We start from the raw sequence: 17,479 nt of genomic DNA, 5'->3' as shown, positions 1-17,479 counted from the left end.
CCTAGAGTTTGGCGATGATTCCGGCCAGCAGTTTGGAGATCCGCGGTCCGGCGGCGTGGCCGGATTCGATGACTTCCTGGTGGCTCAGCGGCAGGGGGCTGATGCCCGCCGCCAGATTGGTCACCAGCGAAATGCCGAACACCTCCATACCGGCGTGGCGGCCTGCGATCGCTTCCAGGGCGGTGGACATGCCCACCAGGTCAGCCCCGATCCGCTTGGCGTACTGGACTTCAGCAGGGGTTTCATAGTGCGGTCCGCTGAACTGGGCGTAGACCCCTTCGTCCAGTGAGGGATCCACTTCGCGGGCCAGGTCGCGGATGCGCGGGCTGTAGAGATCTGTCAGGTCCACGAAGGTTGCGCCTTCCAGCGGGGACGTGGCGGTGAGGTTTATGTGATCTTTGATGAGAACCGGCGTCCCCGGCGCCCAGCTTTCGTTCAGGCCACCGCAGCCGTTGGTGAGGACCAGGGTCTTGCACCCTGCGGCTGCCGCGGCCCTGATGCCGTGCACCACTGCGCGGACCCCTTTGCCCTCGTAGTAGTGGGTCCGTGCGCCCAGAACCAGGGCGCGTTTGCCCTCTTTGGTCAGGACTGAGCGGATGGTCCCGGTATGTCCTTCCACTGCCGGGGCATGGAAGCCAGGGACATCGGCGGCGGCCAGGGTGGCGGTGGTGTCACCGATGAGGTCGGCGGCTTCGGCCCAGCCAGAGCCCAGGACCAGGGCGACGTCGTGGCTCGCCACTCCGGTCGCCTCGGCGATGTAGTCGGCCGCGGAGCGCGCGGCGAGGAAGGGGTCAATGGTGGGGAGGTCTGTATTACTCACTGGTACAAGCTATCCTGCTGCCGCCGCTCTGCCCAGCCTCGGGTGGTGGTCCCGGTGCCGATGGGAGACAATGGTTGATTGTGACTACGCATCCTGATTTCAGCTCACCCCGGATCGCAATCCTGGGAGGTGGCCCCGGCGGATACGAAGCCGCCATGGTGGCAGCCTCCCTGGGAGCGCAGGTCACCATCATCGAACGCGCCGGCCTGGGCGGCTCGGCGGTACTGACCGACGTCGTACCTTCCAAAACCCTGATCGCGACGGCGGATCTGATGACCCGCGTCGGCGAGGCGGGGGAGCTGGGAGTGAAGTTCGACGTCGACGGCGGCGACTTCGTGCCGGTGATGCGCGCCGATCTGAAGCACATCAACGACAGGTTGCTGGGCCTGGCCCGCCAGCAGTCCCGGGATATTTCGTCCGGGCTGGAGCAGCACAACGTCCGCATCGTGATCGGTTCCGGCCGGCTCGTGGACACGCACACCATCGAAGTGGTCACCGCGGACGGGACGGAAATGGTGGAAGCGGACACCATCCTGCTGGCCGTCGGCGCCCATCCCCGCGAACTCCCCACGGCCCGGCCGGACGGCGAACGCATCCTTAACTGGGCCCAGATCTACGATCTGGACGAACTCCCCGAGGAACTCATCGTGGTGGGCTCCGGCGTTACCGGCGCCGAATTTGCCTCCGCCTACAACGGCCTGGGCTCCAAAGTCACCCTCATCTCCAGCCGGGACCGCGTGCTGCCCGGCTCCGACACCAACGCCGCAGAGGTGCTCGAGGAAGTCTTCGAACGCCGCGGCGTCCGGGTTTTGTCCCGTGCCCGGGCGGAAACGGTCGAACGGACGGACGACGGCGTGGTGGTCACCCTTGGCGACGGGTCCAAGGTCACCGGCAGCCACTGCCTGGTCTGCGTGGGCTCCATCCCCAACACCGCAGGCATCGGCCTGGAAGAAGCCGGGGTTGCACTGACGGAGAGCGGGCACATCAAGGTGGACGGCGTTTCCCGCACCACCGCGCCCAACATCTACGCCGCCGGTGACTGCACCGGCGTCCTGGCTCTTGCCTCCGTGGCGGCGATGCAGGGCAGGATCGCGATCGCCCACTTCCTGGGCGACAGCGTCATGCCCCTCAAGTTGCATCAGGTGGCCTCCAACATCTTCACCTCCCCGGAGATCGCCTCGGTGGGTGTGTCCGAGGACGAGATCCACTCCGGCAAGTATCAGGGCGATGTGATCAAGTTGTCGCTCAAGAGCAACGCCCGCGCCAAGATGCGCAACCACAAGGACGGTTTCGTCAAGATCTTCGCCCGCAAAGGCTCCGGCACTGTGATCGGCGGGGTGGTGGTGGGACCGAACGCGTCAGAGCTGATCTTCGCCATTTCCATCGCCGTGAAGCAGAAACTCCACGTGGACGACGTCGCCAGCACCTTCACCGTGTACCCGTCGCTCAGCGGCTCCATCTCCGAAGCTGCCCGGCGCCTGCACGTCCACATGTAGCACCGAAGGGCCGCACCAGCCCACTGCTACACTCTGCTCATGATCGGGCTTCCCTTTGCGGGAAACGGGCTGGTGCATGGTGGCCTCGTGGGGCTGGGAATCTTCGCAGCCCTGCTGTTTTACGCCTACGAAAAGCGCCGCAGAGGCCTCACCGATCCACGGCTCTGGCCCATCGCAGGATTCGCTGTTGCCTTCGGCGCCATCGGCTCAAGGCTCCTCACCTGGGACGTATCCCGGCAGGTCTCCCTCGCGGACTGGTGGGGAAACGGAGACCGAAGCATCCTCGCGGGGCTGGTGGGCGCATGGCTCGGCGTCCATCTGGGCAAGCGGCTCACTGGCTACCGTGAGCCAACCGGGGATCTGCTGGCACCCGCAGTGGCGCTGGCGCTGATCATCGGGCGGACCGGTTGCCTCCTGACGGAACTTCCGGGCACGCAAACCGGGGGAGCCTGGGGGATCGAACTCACCCCCGTGCAGGCTGCAATGCTGGGCACACAGGCGGGTGTGGGCCTCCACCCGTCATTTGCCTACGAGATGGTGTTCCACCTTGCTGCCTTCGCCGTGATGTGGCGCTTTCGTGACCGCCTGCCCCGCCCTGGCGATCTCTTTATCTGTTATGTGACCTCCTACGCCCTGTTCCGGTTCGGAGTCGAGTTTGTCCGGGGCAACGAGGTGATCCTGCTGGGGATGAGCCGCCCCCAGTGGTTCCTGCTGGTGATTCTTCCCTTGCTGCTTTGGCGGATGCAGCGGGTCTTCGGGAAACCTCTCCGCCCGCAGTTGGAAGGAACACCGGCATGAGCGAGGACAAGCCCGGCACGCCATGGGATCCCTTCGAACAGCCGCAACAGGAGCCGCCTGAACCGAAGCGGGGCTCGATGGTGCTGGGAATCCTGTTGGGGGCGCTGGCGCTTTACGCCCTTTATTTCGGGACAACAATGGGAATCGCTCCGGACCAGGGGTACAGGACCTTCCTCGCGGGGCCCGCAGCGCTCCTACCCATCGCAGCCTATCTGGCGGTAGCCATAGTGCTGGCGGTCAGGCCAAGTACATCCCGGTGGGGTACCGGGATGCTGATTGGCCTGGGGATCTTCACGCTGGCCGGTGGCGGCGTCTGCGTCGCGTTCCTCGCGCAGATGAGAGGCGAGGTCTGAGATGAATCCGTCACCGTTCTCTTCCCGGCAGGCGCTGCCCGGTCCCGGCCAGCCGCTCCGTGGGGACCGCATCCACCGGTACGTCACAGCGTTCTGTCCCCGCTGCCACGAGAGCAACCCGCCGCTCGCGCAGGTGCGGCGGCTCTCCGGCGCCCTGCTGATCCGGGATGACAGGGTCTGGCTCGAACGCGGCTGCCCGGACCACGGCCTGATCAGCACGCTGTACGACGAGTCTCCGGAAATCCTGCGTTACCTGGAGAAGTGGCAGGCGCCCACCAAGCGACACATCCCGGATCAGGCGGACAACTACCGCCAGGTGCCGGAGGCTTACGCATACGGGTTGCCCGCCATGCAGACGCAGCACACCTGCATCCTCCTGCAGGACATCATCGAGCACTGCAACCTGCGCTGCCCCACGTGCTTCACCGCCTCCGGCCCCCAGTTGCAGGGGGTGGCCCCGCTCAGCGAGGTGCTCGCCAACATCGACACCCGGCTGTCACGCGAAAACGGCCGGCTGGATGTGCTGATGCTCTCCGGCGGTGAGCCGACGCTTTACCCCCACCTCGCCGAACTCCTGGATGAGCTTGTTTCCCGGCCGATCGTCCGGATCATGGTGAACACCAACGGCATGCTGATCGCCACCGACGACGACTTGCTCGCCCTGCTGGCCGGACACCGGGACCGGGTGGAGGTGTACCTCCAATACGACGGCCCGTCGAAGGAAGCATCCATCCACCACCGCGGCGGAGATCTCACCCGCTTCAAGGATGCCGCCATCGCGCGCCTGTCCGAAGCCGGCGTTTTCACCACCCTGACGATGACTGCGGCGCTGGGCGTCAACGACGGCGAGGTGGGCGCCGTCGTGATGCGGGCCTTGGAGACCCCGTTTGTCGGTGGTGTGGCGCTCCAGCCCGTGTTCGGTTCAGGCCGGGGTCACGGCATCGACGCCAGGGACAGGCCTACCCACACGGGTGTCCTGGATAGGCTCGCGGAGCAGACCGGCGGGGTGGTCTCGTGGCACGATCTGACGGCCCTCCCGTGCTCGCACCCGCACTGCGCGTCCGTGGGCTACATGCTGAAGGACGACTCCGGGGTCTGGCGTTCGCTGACCGCCCTCATCGGGCACGATCAGCTGCTGGCCTGGCTGGAACTCAATCCTGACAGCATCGCCAACCGCATCGCTGACAGCGCGATCCCGCTGGAGCTGCGCAACCTCATGAAGTCCTCGCTGCTGGATTTGCTGAGCGAGCAATCCTCGCTGTCCCACCCACGGACCATGGATCTTTGGAAGAACATCTGCACCCAGTGTGATCTCGGCATCGGCACGCTCACCACCCTGGCAGCGGGCAAGCTCCCGGGCCAGCAACAACGGCTGCGCAGGCTCCTCGCCGAACGGGTCACCCGCATCATGGTCAAGCCGTTCATGGACATTTCGACCATGATCGAGGAACGGCTCACCCAGTGCTGCGTCCACGTGGGAACCAAGAGCGACGACGGCGGGCACCAGTGCGCCCCGTTCTGCGCTGTCCAGGCATGGCCTGCCCTGGCCAGGCAACGGATGAGCACGGCCACGGGCACGCGGCTTCTACCGCTCCGCCAGGTATGAATCCGCCAGGTAGGAGCCAGCCGGCGGATGCGCGTTATGAGCCAGCGAGGTATGAGCCAGCCAGCGGATCGCGTCAGCCAGCGAAAAAGGAGGAATGATGGGTTCCGCTTCTGATGCCCGGCGTATCGCCAACGGGCCGTTGCCCTCACAGCTGATGCGCGCCAAACACGCAGCCGGGCACCACCTGGCACCTGACGCTGCGAAGGATCCAGATCCGGCGGCACCCTTTGATCCGCTGCGTCTCTGCATCTTCGCCACCGTTGCCTTGCTCGGTTGGATAGCCGGTCCGGTGGCGCTGGCTGTCTTCGCCGCCATCGGGTTTGCCGGCTACTGGAAGGCGCGCCGCAAGGGCCTCACAAAATCGAACTGCTACCTCCGCGACACCAGGCTGGTGCTGGCCTATCTGGGCATCCTGCTCGCTGCCGGGTTGTGGGGGATCTACATGTTGGTGGTGCGCTTGGTGGGGTGAAGCAGGGCGTGTTCTCCGCCGAACCCGCCGCCGGGCCTTTCGACCTGCCGGTTGTGGGCCTGATCAGGTAGCGTGGCGGCATGAGTACAGCACTGGAGCGGCCGCGCAACGGAAAAATCATCGCCGGCGTGTGCGCCGCGCTCTCTGCCCGCTTCGGTATTCCGAAGTTCCTGGTCAGGCTGGGGTTTGTGATCTTCGGAGTGGTGGGGATCGGCGAGTTGGTCTACATCGCCTTGTGGATCATGATTCCCAAAGCCCCGGCGTAAGCCTCCGGCACCACCACACTTCCGTCTCTGCCTCAGGACGTGGACGTTCGGCCCTACTTCGGCACCGCCCTGCAGGCCACAGTGGAGCATGGCCAACATCTACATCCCCTATGGCAGCGTTGAAGGGCAGACAGCCCGGATCGTTGAGTACATCGCCGAGCTGGTCCGTGCCCATGGACACGAGGCCGAAACAGTGGACCTCAAGCACTCCGGCGGCGGCAGTATCCCCAGCGGACACGACGCCGTGATCGTTGCAGCCTCGGTCCACATGGGCAAACACGAGGGCTATGTGGTTGATTTTGTCCGGAAGAACCGCGCCGGCCTGGAGCGGCTTCCGTCCGCACTGATCTCGGTCAGCCTGGCAGCCCATAGCGACGAACACGATGCTGAGGGTTTCGTCACCGAATTCGAGGAACAGACCGGCTGGCATCCCGCCCACGTCGGGATCTTCGCCGGGGCCCTGCTTTACACCCAGTACAACTTCCTCAAACGCCAGATGATGAAGAAGATCGTCCGGGACAAGGGGTCCACGGACCTCGATACGTCCCGCGATTACGTCTACACCGAATGGGACGGCGTGAAGCGGTTCACCGAGGATTTCCTCGCGGGAATTCCGGCCGCGTCCGGTCAGGAACGGGCGTAGGGCGGCACAACATCCCCGGGGGACAAGGGCCTGAACCAGTGCTCAAACCCGAGTTCGCCGTCGTCGGTATGAACGTCAGCACCCTCTGAGTACAGCGCCTGGCTGTCTGCATCCTCCAGCAGGACTTCCTCAACCCGCGCGCGCCAGTCCTCCGGAAGGTCCAGTTCGTAGATGTCCTCGGTGATTTCCGCCTGGTCGAGCAGGCAGCGGACTGCCAGTTCGGCGGCAAGGCAGCCGGGTGTGGACCAGCCGCGGCCCAGGGATGCCGTGACATCGGAGGAGACGACGATGAACTTTTGGGTGAACGCCGCGTCATAGCTGGAGGCAAACCGGGGCGGCAGCGAGGACAGCACAGAAGACCCTGCGATATCTGACGGGGTGACGGCCTCCAGGCCGGTGAGCGTGCCAAGGTCGCGGAAGAGCTGGTCGAGCAGGACGCCCGACGAGTTCCAGAGCAGCCCTGCCAGCAGGAGCGTCTGGCTCACGGCTTTTTGCCGGGCTTCGGGCGGGACAGCCGCCATTTCGGCCAGGTCCTCCGGCTCGAACTGGAGGCGCTGTTCCGGGGTCATGTCATCCGGGTGGGGATCAAGGCCCAGCAGTTCCAGGCCCAGCCCGGTCAGCTTCCCGGCGTCAGCCAGCAGTTCGTCGGTGATGTCGTCGTCGTCGGCGCTCATGGCCCCGATGCTACCCGCCGGACGCTCCCGGTCCGACTTTCGTTACGCGCCCGCGCCCGCATACGGGCCCGGCGTCCACGCGACGCGCCAGAGGCCATCCGTCAGGCCAGCTCAGGCGACGGCCCCTTGAAAGTGTTTTTCGATGAGCCCCTTGATGTCATCATGGCAGCCGCCGCACCCGGTCCCGGCGCGTGTGGCGCCCGAAACTTCGGCCACCGTCCCGCAGCCGTCGGTCACTGCAGCGGCGATCTTCGTGCCGGTGACACCGGCGCACCGGCAGACGGTCCGTTCCGGGTCCACGGCACCGGCGGAAACCGGCTGGTCCGGGCCGTCCAGGCGCAGCAGGAGAGACCTGTCGGCCGGCAGTTCGGCACTGCGTTCGAACAGTCCCACCAGTTCGGCGGCCGTCCGGGGCATGCCCACTGCCACCAGGCCTTCGAGCACACCGCCGCGGGTGGTCATCTTGACGTAGCGGCCGTGCTCGGGGTCAGCCCACTGGGCGATCTGCAGACGGGGGCGGCCGTTCACGGCTCCGGCGGTCAGTGCTTCCTCATCCCAGGGCTCGGCAGCGTTGTCGCCGGCCACGGCCATGTTCAGGCCCCGGGCCTTGAGGACAATAACGCCGGCCTGTTCCTGGGGCAGCTCAGCCAGGGCGTCCGCGTTCTCCTGGGTGCCGGTGGCAAGCAGTGTGAGGTACTCGGCCAGCCATTCCGCCTGCCGCCAGCCCGGGCCCACCAGGCCGGATGGTCCCTTCGCGGAGCGGCACTCGGCGCACGTGGGGTCCGGGCAGCGGACTTCAGCGCAGTCGCCGATCGCGAATATGTGCGGCTCGTGGTGGGCGCGGAGCCGGTGGTCCACGAGGATCCCGGTCCCGGTGGAGAGGCCGCAGCCTTCAGCGAGTTCGGTCCGGGGACGGACGCCGCACGAGAGGACCAGGAGATCGCCGTCAATCGCCGAACCGTCATCGAGCAGCAGGGCCGAGAAGCCGCCGTCGGGCGCGTTGTGCTCCACCCCCGTTGACCGGGCGTTGCCGGCCATCCGGACGCCGCACCGGCGCAGACCGGCCGCGAGGACTGCGCCGCCGCCGCGGTCGATGTTCCGTCCCAGGGGATGCGGGCCGTTGTGCACCACCGTGACAGTGGCGCCTTCCTCGGCCGCCGCGAGGGCGGTCTCCAGGCCGAGCACACCGCCGCCCAGCACCACCACGCGTTTGCCGCCGTCGACAGCCTGCCGGAGCACGGCGGCGTCGGCGAGGTCGCGGAGCGCGGTGACGCCGGCCGGGAGCACGGGGGAGGCCGGGTCCGGGTTGATGCCGGTGAGGTTGGGGATGACCGGCCGGGAGCCGGTGGCAAAGACCAGCCGCTCGTAGTGGGCGGAGCTGCCGTCCGTGAGGAGCACCTGCTGGCGGGCGCGGTCAACCCGGCGCACACGCACGCCGAGCCGGACATCAACGCCCTCGGCTGCCAGTTCCGCCGCGTCGGAGAGGGCCAACGCTTCCGCGGTGGTGCGTCCCACGCCGAGATCGGCCACCAGGACGCGGTTGTAGGCAGCCTCGGTTTCCTCGCCGACCACCGTGAGCTGGACGTGGCCTTCGCGGACCGCGGGCAACAGCTCGTCGATCAGGCGGGCGGCTACCGGGCCGAAACCGACAATGACAACTTGCTCGCTCATGAGGCCTCCGTCATTTGGGGAACGTTGTTCTGGAGCTGGGGTGCTGTGGCAGCCCGGACCCACACCTTGTTGAACTTGAACTCGGGCATCCCGGAGATGGGGTCCGTGGCCGCTTCGGTGAGGCGGTTGGCGCTTTCAAGTTCCGGGAAATGGAAGGGCAGGAAGACTGTTTCCGGGCGGATGGCGGTGCTGAGCTCGGCCCGGCACACCACCTCGCCGCGTTCATTGGCCACCGAGACGAACGAACCCTCGGTGATCCCCATGCCTGCAGCGGCGGCCGGATGGATCTGCATCTTCGCCTCGGGTTGGGACGCGAGCAGTTCGGAGACCCGCCGGGTCTGCGCGCCGGACTGGTAATGCTCCAGCAGGCGCCCGGTGATGAGCGTCATGGTTTTGGCAGCGGGGTCAGGATTAGCTGCGGGCGTACGACGGCGGCGCGGCGTCACCGGGGTCATGACGGCTTTGCCGCCGGAGTGCGCGAACGCGTCCAGGAAGAGCCGCGGCGTGCCGGTGCTGCCGGCGGGGTAGGGCCAGTAGGCGGCCTCCCCGCGGTCCAGCATGGCGTAATCGATGCCCGAGTAGTCAGCATGCCCGCCCGCGGAAGCGAGGCGCAGCTCCTCGAAGACCGTTTCCGGATCCTCGCTGTACGTCGAGGGAGCTTCGAGTGCTTCGGCCAGCCGCGCCATGATCCACAGCTCGCTGCGTGCACCGGCGGGCGGCTGCAGCGCACGGCGGCGGCGCAGGACCCGTCCCTCGAGGTTGGTCAGCGTGCCTTCCTCTTCGGCCCACTGGAGGACCGGGAGGATGAGATCGGCTTCAGCAGCTGTCTCGGACATAAAGAAATCGCAGACCACCAGGAAGTCCAGGCTGCGCAGGCCCGCGATGACGGCGTTGGCATCGGGGGAGGCCACCGCAATGTTGGAGGCGTGCACAAAAAGGCACCGGACGCCGTCGGGCTGTCCGAGTGACTTGAGCAGCTGGACGGCGGGGAGGCCGGGGCCGGGGATGGTTTCCTCCGGGACGCCCCAGACGCCGGCCATGTGGGCGCGGGCAGCGGGATCGGTGATCTTGCGGTAGCCGGGGAGCTGATCGGCCTTCTGGCCGTGTTCGCGCCCGCCCTGGCCGTTGCCCTGGCCGGTCAGGGTGCCGTAGCCGCTGCGGAGTGAGCCGGGCAGGCCCAGGAGCAGGCTGAGGTTGATGGCTGCGGTGGCGGTGTCGGTGCCGTCCACGTGCTGTTCCACGCCGCGGCCGGTGAGGATGTAGCTGCCGCCCTTGCGCGCGCCGTCGGCCAGCCTGCGGGCGGTTTCCCGGATCAGTTCGGCGGGGACGCCCGTCAGTGACTGGACGCGTTCGGGCCAGAAGGAGTTCACGCTGCGGACCACGGCGTCGTAGCCGGCAGTCCGCTCTGTGATGTAGGCGTGATCGGCCAGGCCCTCGTGGACCACCACGTGGGAGATGCCCAGCAGGAGGGTGAGGTCGGTGCCCGGCAGGGGCTGGAGGTGGATGCCGCCGCCGTCGGCCGTGAAAGCGGCCGTTGCGGAGCGGCGGGGATCAACCACGATCAGGCCGCCGGCGTCGCGGGCGCCTTTGAGGTGCTGGACAAACGGGGGCATGGTTTCGGCAACGTTGGAGCCGAGCATCATGATGGTGCTGCCGTTGTCCAGGTCCGCCAGCGGGAAGGGGAGGCCACGGTCCAGGCCGAAGGCGCGCATCCCGGCGGCCGCGGCGGAGGACATGCAGAACCGGCCGTTGTAATCGATCCGTGAGGTGCCGAGGGCCAGGCGGGCGAACTTGCCCAGCATGTAGGCCTTTTCGTTGGTCAGGCCGCCGCCGCCGAAAACGCCGACGGCGTCCTTCCCGTAGCGGGACCGGGTTTCCTTGACGGCTGTGGTGACCAGGGCGAGGGCCTGGTCCCAGCCGATGGGACGGTGCACGCCGTCCGTACCCTTCAGGAGCGGTTCGGTGACACGTCCCGGGTGGTTCAGGAGTGTGGCTGAGGTCCAGCCCTTCCGGCACAGGCCGCCGCGGTTGGTGGGGAAGTCCCGGCCGCTGACCTCCAGGAGGGGGGCCGCCGGGGCGGCAAAGTCCGTGCCCGGCGCAGCCGTTTCAGCTGTTTCGGCCGGCACGGGGACTGACCCCGGCTCGGAAGCCGGGGCCAGTCCCGTTGGAGACGTGAGCGTCATGGCGCACTGCAGGGCGCAGTAAGGGCAGTGCGTATCGGCGCTTTTGGTCATGTTAGACGTGTCCCATCGCGTTTCGGTTGGCGTTGCGGATGTAGAAGGCCCAGCAGACCACCAGCATGACCACGTAGGCGCCGACGAAACCGTAGAAGGCCGGCGTGTAGGAGCCGCTGGCGGTGTTGGAGGCGTTGAGGACCTGCGGGATAACGAATCCGCCGTAGGCGCCGATGGCCGAGATGAGGCCGAGGGCGGAGGAAGCAAGCCGCTGGGTTGCCACGGTGCTGGCACCGGACTTCGCTGCACGGCTGGAGGTGGCGAAGATGATGGGGATCATCCGGTAGGTTGCGCCGTTGCCGAAGCCGCTGGCGGTGAAGAGCATCAGGAAGAGGACCAGGAACAGCCAGAAGTTTTTCAGCGGCAGGGTCCAGATCATGGTCAGGGTGATGACAGCCATGGCGGCGAAGGCGGCCACGGTCATGCGGGCGCCGCCCATGCGGTCAGCCATGCGTCCGCCGTAGGGGCGGGCCAGTGAACCGACCAGGGGGCCGAGGAAGGCGAGGGACAGGGCCACGGTACCGACTCCGATGGAGGAGAATTCCGGGAAGTAGTCCTTGATGAGCTTCGGGAACACACCGGCGAAGCCGATGAAGGAGCCGAAGGTGCCGATGTAGAGCAGAGCCATGATCCACAGGTGCGGTTCCTTGAGGGCTGCGACCGAGCCGGCCACATCGCCCTTGGCGCTGGTGAGGTTGTCCATGTACTTCCAGGCGCCGAACGCGGCGATCAGGATGAACGGGACCCACATCCAGCCGGCAATCGGCAGGTTGACGCTGCCCACGGCGAGCAGGGTGATCGCGATCGGGACGGCGAGCTGTGCGACGGCGGCACCCATGTTGCCGCCGGCGGCGTTCAGGCCCAGGGCCCAGCCCTTTTCGCGGGCCGGGTAGAAGAAGGTGATGTTGGCCATCGAGCTGGCGAAGTTGCCGCCGCCGAAGCCTGCCAGGGCTGCCACGAAGAGCATGACGCCGAACGGGGTTTCGGGGTTGGAGACGCAGAGTCCCAGGCCGATGGCGGGGATCAGGAGGAGGAGCGCGGACACGATGGTCCAGTTCCGGCCGCCGAAGCGGGGAACCATAAAGGTGTAGGGGATGCGGAGCGTGGCGCCGACCAGGCTGGGCATCGAGATCAGCCAGAAGATTTCCGACGTGGTGAAGGTGAAGCCGGCTGCGGGGAGCTGGACCACAACGATGGACCAGAGCTGCCAGACCACAAAGCCGAGGAATTCGGCGAAGATTGACCAGTTCAGGTTGCGGCGGGCGATGGAGCGGCCAACCGATTCCCACTGCTCCTTGTTCTCGGCGTTCCAGTTTGCGATCCAGCGGCCGGGGCGGAATTCCAGGGCGGCGGCGTCAGTTGTACGGGTGGAGCCGGGCTGTGCGCTGGCGGATGGGGACACGCCTTCGTGCAACGGGTCGGTGTCTATATCTACGGAATTGCCGGTGCCGGCATCTGCGCTGCGATCAACAGTCACGGTGTACCTCCTCTTGGGGGATGTTGTTCTTCCAAGGTAGAGACGGTGCGTTTCGCGGACCGTCGCGGTTTGTTAACGCGCTGTGACATTTGCCTATCGGCGGCAAAAAAGGGGCGTGAGGCGGTGTGAGACCATCAAGTGAGACAAATCACGGTGGTCCAGATAGTGGACTATTTGTCCATTGACTGGACGCCGGGAACTAATATTGAAATCTAACTACTGCATGCCGGGGTCTCACGTTGCCCGGCCGGTCCTCAGGAAAGTGTTTCTATGTCATCCACCCAAACCTCCGCGGAGCCAGGATCCCCCAAGGCGGTGAACTCGCGCGGCCGCGTGATCGTCGCCAGCCTGATCGGCACCACCGTCGAGTTCTATGACTTCTACGTCTACGCCACGGCTGCTGTGCTGGTCTTCCCGTCGCTGTTCTTCCCCAACCAGAACGAAACCACGCAGCTGCTCAGCTCGTTCGCCGTGTTCGGTGTGGCCTTCGTTGCCCGCCCGCTCGGATCAATCGTTTTCGGCCACTTCGGTGACAAGTTCGGCCGGAAGGGCACCCTGGTGGCATCGCTGCTGACCATGGGTATTGCCACCTTCCTCATCGGCTGCCTGCCCACCGCACTGGTGCCGGGCTGGCAGTTCTGGGCCCCGGCACTGCTGGTGGTCATGCGCTTCGCCCAGGGCCTGGCCCTCGGCGGTGAGTGGAGCGGTGCAGCGCTGCTGGCCACCGAGAACGCCCCCGCCAACAAGCGCGCCATCTACGGCACGTTCCCGCAGCTTGGTGCCCCCATCGGCTTCATCATCGCCAACGTGATCTTCCTGGTGGCCAGCTACGCCCTCTCCCCGGCGGACTTCCTGGCCTGGGGCTGGCGCGTTCCGTTCCTGCTCAGCGCCGTTATGGTGATCATCGGCCTGTACGTCCGCCTGAAGCTCATCGAAACGCCTGCCTTCACCAAGGTGCTCGAATCCAACGAGGTGGCCAAGCTCCCGCTGGCCCGGGTCTTCAAGACCAGCTGGCGCCCGCTGATCCTGGGCACCTTCATCATGCTCGCCACGTACGTGCTCTTCTACCTCATGACCACGTTCACGCTGACCTACGGCACCCGTGCTTCCACCCTGGATGCTGCCAAGGCCGCGGCCGAGAAGGCCGGCAAGCCGATGACCGAAGCTGCCGCGGCAGCGTTCGTCCCCGGGCTGGGCTTCGCCCGCAACGACTTCCTCTGGATGCTGATTGCCGGCGTCGTCTTCTTCGGCATCTTCACCCTGGTCTCCGGACCGCTCGCCGAAAAGTACGGCCGGCGCAAGATGCTGCTGGCCGTCACCGGAGGCATCTTCGTCTTCGGCCTGCTGTTTGTCCCGCTGTTCAGCGGCGGCTTTGTGGGCACCATGGCCCTGCTCATCATCGGCTTCTCGCTGATGGGACTGACGTTCGGTCCCATGGGTGCGCTGCTGCCGGAACTGTTCCCCACCAACGTGCGGTACACCGGCTCCGCCGTGAGCTACAACGTGTCCAGCATCCTGGGTGCCGCAGTGGCTCCGTTCATCGCCGTGGCCCTGTGGGAACTCGCTGACGGCAGCCCCGTGCTGGTGGGCGTTTACCTCACCGCTATGTCGGTGCTGACCCTCATCGCCCTCTTTGTCAGCAAGGAAACCCGCGATCTGGACTACGAGAACAACGTAGCCTGACGCCCGGGCGCCGGACGTTCCACCCCGGTTACTGACGGCACTGCCCGGCGTGATCCCTGAAGTTCCAGGGACGCGCCGGGCTTTGCTGTGTCCGCGGCGTTCAATCGGCGTAGCGGGCCACGAAGTTCTTCAGGATGTTGGTGGGCTCGGTGACGCTGAACTGGCGGGCGCTTTCCATGAGGTCCTCGGCCGATTCCGGCGGGAAGTACCCTGCGTGGCGGTAGATGTCGATTCTGGTGACCAGGCCGTCCACATCCAGCTCAGGATGGAACTGGGTGGCGTACAGGTTCTCCTTGATCCGGAACATCTGCACCGGGCACGCCGCGGACGTCGCCAGCAGGACAGCGCCGGACGGCAGCGCAGTGACGGCCTCCTTGTGGCCCGTGTAGGCGGTGAAGCTCCGCGGCATCCCGCGCAGGACGGGGTCTGTGAGGCCTCCTTCGGTCAGTTCGATCTCCACCCCGCCCAGGGGCTCGCCGAACGTGCGGTCGACGACGGCGCCCTGGTGGGTGCCCAGTGTTCCCACGCCGTAGCAGGCGCCAAGGAAAGGGAAGTCGAGGGGAACAATCCTGTCCAGCAGGGCAGCCAGTTCCCGCTCCACCCGGTGCTGGGTGGCGCTCTTTTGGTCCGGCGGGTCGCTGGAGGTAAAGGGGCTGCCGCCCACGATCACGCCCGAGTACTCGGCCAGGTCAAGGTCCGGCAGGGGAGCGGCCTCCAGCCGGATGCGCCGGAGCTGTCCCGGTGCCAGCTGCCCGTACCTCAGGTAGGCGGCATACTCGTCCTCGGCGGCGGCATCTTCGGCCCGGGAGGCCAGGAGCAGGAAAGGCTTCACACGCTAAGTGTGCCCCGGAGCCGAACCCTGATTCCAGTGTGGGGCAGGTGGGGTACCGTGTCGGCTGCTTCTCAGAGGCCGGCAGGCTCCGTCAGTGAATGCCGGGACTGCGGCTGCGCTGCGGGGTCCGCGTGCCGGTGGACGAGTTTCCAGAGCCCTTCTTCCCGCCTGAAGATGCTGGTAACGCGCAGCGCGAATTCCTCGGGGGCGGGGGCTCCCTCTACCCGGGCCTTAAAATGTTCGGTTTCCACGAGGTACGCGGTGTTCAGGGCTTTATAGGACGTGATGGTGTCGAAGCCGAGCATCTCGCCGTCGTGGAAATACCGGGAAGCCTGGTCCAGCCGGGCTTCCACCTGCGCCCAGCCACGCGCGATGCCGCCGAACGGGTTGGCCAGCGTGACGTCGTCGAGCCTGGAGTACAGGTCCTTCACCGGCCCCGGGTTTCCGCGCGTGATCTCCGGGACTGCCAGGTGGTAGCGGTCCACTTCTTCTTCAAAACTTGGTGCAAGCATGGTGTGCCTCCGGCAGGGTCTAGTCTTCGATCGTGGCGATGATGGCGCCGGCGGAAACAGTCTCGCCGGCCCCGGCAACCAGGCCAACGATGATCCCGGAGCGGTGCGCGGTCAGGGGCTGTTCCATCTTCATCGCTTCAAGCACCACCACGAGGTCGCCCTCGGTCACGGCATCGCCGTTGGTCACGGCTACCTTGACGATGGTGCCCTGCATCGGAGAGGTGAGGGCGTTGCCGGTGGCGGCTGCAGCCTGCCCGCCGGAACGGAGGCGTTTCTTGGACTTGGCGGGCTTCGCACCGGCACCGGGGCCGGTCCCCATCGAAGCCAGGGAAGCCGGCAGGACTACCTCCAGCCGCTTGCCGCCCACTTCAACCGTCACGCGCTGGCGTTCGCCGGCGTCGGGCGTTTCAGCGTCGGTGCCGGTGGGCGTCCAGGCGGGGATGTCATTGACGAATTCGGTTTCGATCCACCGGGTGTGGATGCTGAAGGGTCCCTCCGCGGGGGCGAAGGCAGGGTTCGTGACCACGGCGAGGTCGAAGGGGATGACGGTGGGGATGCCCTCCACCACCATTTCCTCCAGGGCCCGGCGGGAACGCTGCAGGGCCTGGGCGCGGGTGGCTCCGGTGACGATCAGTTTGGAGAGCATCGAGTCGAAGTTGCCGCTGATGACATCGCCCTGCTCCACGCCGGAGTCGATCCGGATGCCGGGACCCGTGGGGTTCTTCAGGGTGGTGATGGTGCCGGGCGCGGGCATGAAGTTCCGGCCAGGGTCCTCGCCGGTGATGCGGAACTCGATGGAGTGGCCGCGGACCTCGGGGTCTCCGTAGCCAAGAGCTTCGCCACGGGCCAGCCGGAACTGTTCGCGGACCAGGTCAATGCCGGTGACCTCTTCGGAGACGCAGTGCTCCACCTGGAGGCGGGTGTTGACTTCGAGGAAGGAGATGGTGCCGTCCTGGCCCACCAGGAATTCGCAGGTGCCGGCACCGAGGTAACCGGCTTCCTTCAGGATCGCCTTGGAGGATTCGTAGAGGCGGCGGTTCTGCTCTTCGGTGAGGAACGGTGCCGGGGCTTCCTCCACCAGCTTCTGGTTGCGGCGCTGCAGCGAGCAGTCACGGGTGGAGACCACCACCACGTTGCCGTGGGCATCGGCGAGGCACTGGGTTTCAACGTGGCGGGGGGCGTCCAGGAAGCGCTCAATGAAGCATTCGCCGCGGCCGAACGCGGCGACGGCTTCACGTACGGCGGATTCGAAGAGTTCGGGGATTTCCTCGCGGGTGCGGGCCACCTTGATCCCGCGGCCGCCACCGCCGAAAGCGGCCTTGATGGCCACCGGCAGGCCGAACTTGTCCACGAATTCAAGGATTTCCTCGGCGGATTCCACCGGATCGGCGGTGCCGGGGACCTGCGGGGCGCCGACTTTTTCGGCGATGTGGCGGGCCTGCACCTTGTCGCCCAGAGCCGAGATCGCGGCGGGGGAGGGGCCGATCCAGGTGATGCCGGCGTCGATCACTTTAGCGGCGAACTCGGCGTTTTCGGCCAGGAATCCATAACCGGGGTGGATGGCGTCGGCACCGGACTGCCGGGCTGCGTCGATGATCTTGTCCATCACCAGGTAGGACTCGGCGGCGGTGTTCCCGCCCAGGGAGTAGGCTTCGTCGGCAAGCCGGACGTGCAGGGCATCGCGGTCAGGATCCGCGTAGACAGCCACGGAGGCAATGCCTTCATCGCGGGCCGCGCGGATGATCCGGACGGCGATTTCTCCGCGGTTGGCGATCAGCACCTTGGTGAGGTTTGACTGCACGGGACTGGCGGACTGCTCCAAATTTGCTGACAAGGCGTCTCCTTCTTTCCTTCAGGGAGCCTAGCGCGATTTTGTGGGTTCCGCCGATATTACTTGCTGATTCCGCGCGTAAACGGGCAAGGCTTTGTAGGGAAGCTACAAAGC

The 17,479-nt window shown here is 66.4% G+C and carries 16 protein-coding genes; 8 read left to right on the top strand and 8 right to left on the bottom strand.

Going from position 1 to position 17,479, the window contains the following annotated elements:
* Position 1: 1 nt before the first annotated feature.
* The gene (locus ACP7AX_RS00200) at positions 2–820 is read right to left on the bottom strand and encodes a purine-nucleoside phosphorylase (protein WP_426224942.1); all 819 of its coding nucleotides are present in this window, start codon (positions 818–820) and stop codon (positions 2–4) included.
* Positions 821–900: 80 nt separating this feature from the next.
* Here ACP7AX_RS00200 and ACP7AX_RS00195 point away from each other — a divergent pair, with 80 nt between their 5' ends.
* The 7 genes from ACP7AX_RS00195 to ACP7AX_RS00165 all read left to right on the top strand — a co-directional run bounded on the left by ACP7AX_RS00195 (position 901) and on the right by ACP7AX_RS00165 (position 6,451).
* Complete coding sequence (locus ACP7AX_RS00195) at positions 901–2,316, top strand: NAD(P)H-quinone dehydrogenase (protein WP_131682047.1); 1,416 nt, start codon at positions 901–903, stop codon at positions 2,314–2,316.
* A gap of 39 nt (positions 2,317–2,355) precedes the next feature.
* A complete protein-coding gene (locus ACP7AX_RS00190) occupies positions 2,356–3,114 on the top strand; it encodes a prolipoprotein diacylglyceryl transferase (RefSeq protein WP_426224941.1) in 759 nt (252 codons plus the stop codon).
* Entirely contained in the window at positions 3,111–3,467 is a 357-nt protein-coding gene (locus ACP7AX_RS00185) for a hypothetical protein (RefSeq protein WP_426224940.1), read from the top strand. Before ACP7AX_RS00190 ends, ACP7AX_RS00185 begins: the two co-directional genes overlap by 4 nt.
* A 1-nt stretch (position 3,468) precedes the next feature.
* Positions 3,469–5,073: a radical SAM protein gene (locus tag ACP7AX_RS00180; protein ID WP_426224939.1), complete on the top strand. Its 1,605-nt coding sequence runs from the start codon at positions 3,469–3,471 to the stop codon at positions 5,071–5,073.
* A gap of 97 nt (positions 5,074–5,170) precedes the next feature.
* Positions 5,171–5,542 carry a hypothetical protein gene (locus ACP7AX_RS00175; protein ID WP_426224938.1) on the top strand — a complete coding sequence of 124 codons (372 nt, stop codon included), beginning with the start codon at positions 5,171–5,173 and terminating at the stop codon, positions 5,540–5,542.
* 80 nt (positions 5,543–5,622) lie between these two features.
* Positions 5,623–5,808: a PspC domain-containing protein gene (locus tag ACP7AX_RS00170; RefSeq protein WP_131682046.1), complete on the top strand. Its 186-nt coding sequence runs from the start codon at positions 5,623–5,625 to the stop codon at positions 5,806–5,808.
* Positions 5,809–5,896: 88 nt separating this feature from the next.
* Entirely contained in the window at positions 5,897–6,451 is a 555-nt protein-coding gene (locus tag ACP7AX_RS00165; RefSeq protein ID WP_426224937.1) for a flavodoxin domain-containing protein, read from the top strand.
* On the opposite strand, the gene ACP7AX_RS00160 is transcribed toward ACP7AX_RS00165, so the two are convergent.
* The 4 genes from ACP7AX_RS00160 to ACP7AX_RS00145 all read right to left on the bottom strand — a co-directional run bounded on the left by ACP7AX_RS00160 (position 6,436) and on the right by ACP7AX_RS00145 (position 12,507).
* Complete coding sequence (locus ACP7AX_RS00160; protein ID WP_426224936.1) at positions 6,436–7,125, bottom strand: hypothetical protein; 690 nt, start codon at positions 7,123–7,125, stop codon at positions 6,436–6,438. The two genes, ACP7AX_RS00165 and ACP7AX_RS00160, sit on opposite strands and share 16 nt — an antisense overlap.
* 111 nt (positions 7,126–7,236) lie before the next feature.
* Complete coding sequence (locus tag ACP7AX_RS00155) at positions 7,237–8,796, bottom strand: FAD-dependent oxidoreductase (protein WP_426224935.1); 1,560 nt, start codon at positions 8,794–8,796, stop codon at positions 7,237–7,239.
* Positions 8,793–11,030: a molybdopterin oxidoreductase family protein gene (locus tag ACP7AX_RS00150; protein ID WP_426224934.1), complete on the bottom strand. Its 2,238-nt coding sequence runs from the start codon at positions 11,028–11,030 to the stop codon at positions 8,793–8,795. Before ACP7AX_RS00150 ends, ACP7AX_RS00155 begins: the two co-directional genes overlap by 4 nt.
* Before the next feature lies 1 nt (position 11,031).
* Positions 11,032–12,507, bottom strand: coding sequence for an MFS transporter (locus ACP7AX_RS00145; protein WP_426224933.1), 1,476 nt, complete (start codon positions 12,505–12,507; stop codon positions 11,032–11,034).
* A gap of 270 nt (positions 12,508–12,777) precedes the next feature.
* Here ACP7AX_RS00145 and ACP7AX_RS00140 point away from each other — a divergent pair, with 270 nt between their 5' ends.
* Positions 12,778–14,190 (top strand): MFS transporter, encoded by a 1,413-nt coding sequence (locus ACP7AX_RS00140; protein ID WP_131682040.1) that lies wholly within the window; start codon positions 12,778–12,780, stop codon positions 14,188–14,190.
* 100 nt (positions 14,191–14,290) lie between these two features.
* Here ACP7AX_RS00140 and ACP7AX_RS00135 read toward each other — a convergent pair whose 3' ends face one another.
* From ACP7AX_RS00135 to ACP7AX_RS00125, 3 genes are all read right to left on the bottom strand, one after another.
* Positions 14,291–15,022: a glutamine amidotransferase gene (locus tag ACP7AX_RS00135; RefSeq protein WP_426224932.1), complete on the bottom strand. Its 732-nt coding sequence runs from the start codon at positions 15,020–15,022 to the stop codon at positions 14,291–14,293.
* A gap of 71 nt (positions 15,023–15,093) precedes the next feature.
* A complete protein-coding gene (locus tag ACP7AX_RS00130) occupies positions 15,094–15,534 on the bottom strand; it encodes a YybH family protein (protein ID WP_426224931.1) in 441 nt (146 codons plus the stop codon).
* A gap of 19 nt (positions 15,535–15,553) precedes the next feature.
* A complete protein-coding gene (locus ACP7AX_RS00125; protein ID WP_426224930.1) occupies positions 15,554–17,368 on the bottom strand; it encodes an acetyl/propionyl/methylcrotonyl-CoA carboxylase subunit alpha in 1,815 nt (604 codons plus the stop codon).
* Positions 17,369–17,479: the final 111 nt, after the last annotated feature.

It is taken from the genome of Pseudarthrobacter sp. DSP2-3-2b1, assembly GCF_049895945.1.
Classification (GTDB): domain Bacteria; phylum Actinomycetota; class Actinomycetes; order Actinomycetales; family Micrococcaceae; genus Arthrobacter.
Note: the sequence above shows the minus strand (reverse complement) of the source record. Positions and strands in the feature narration are given on the sequence as shown.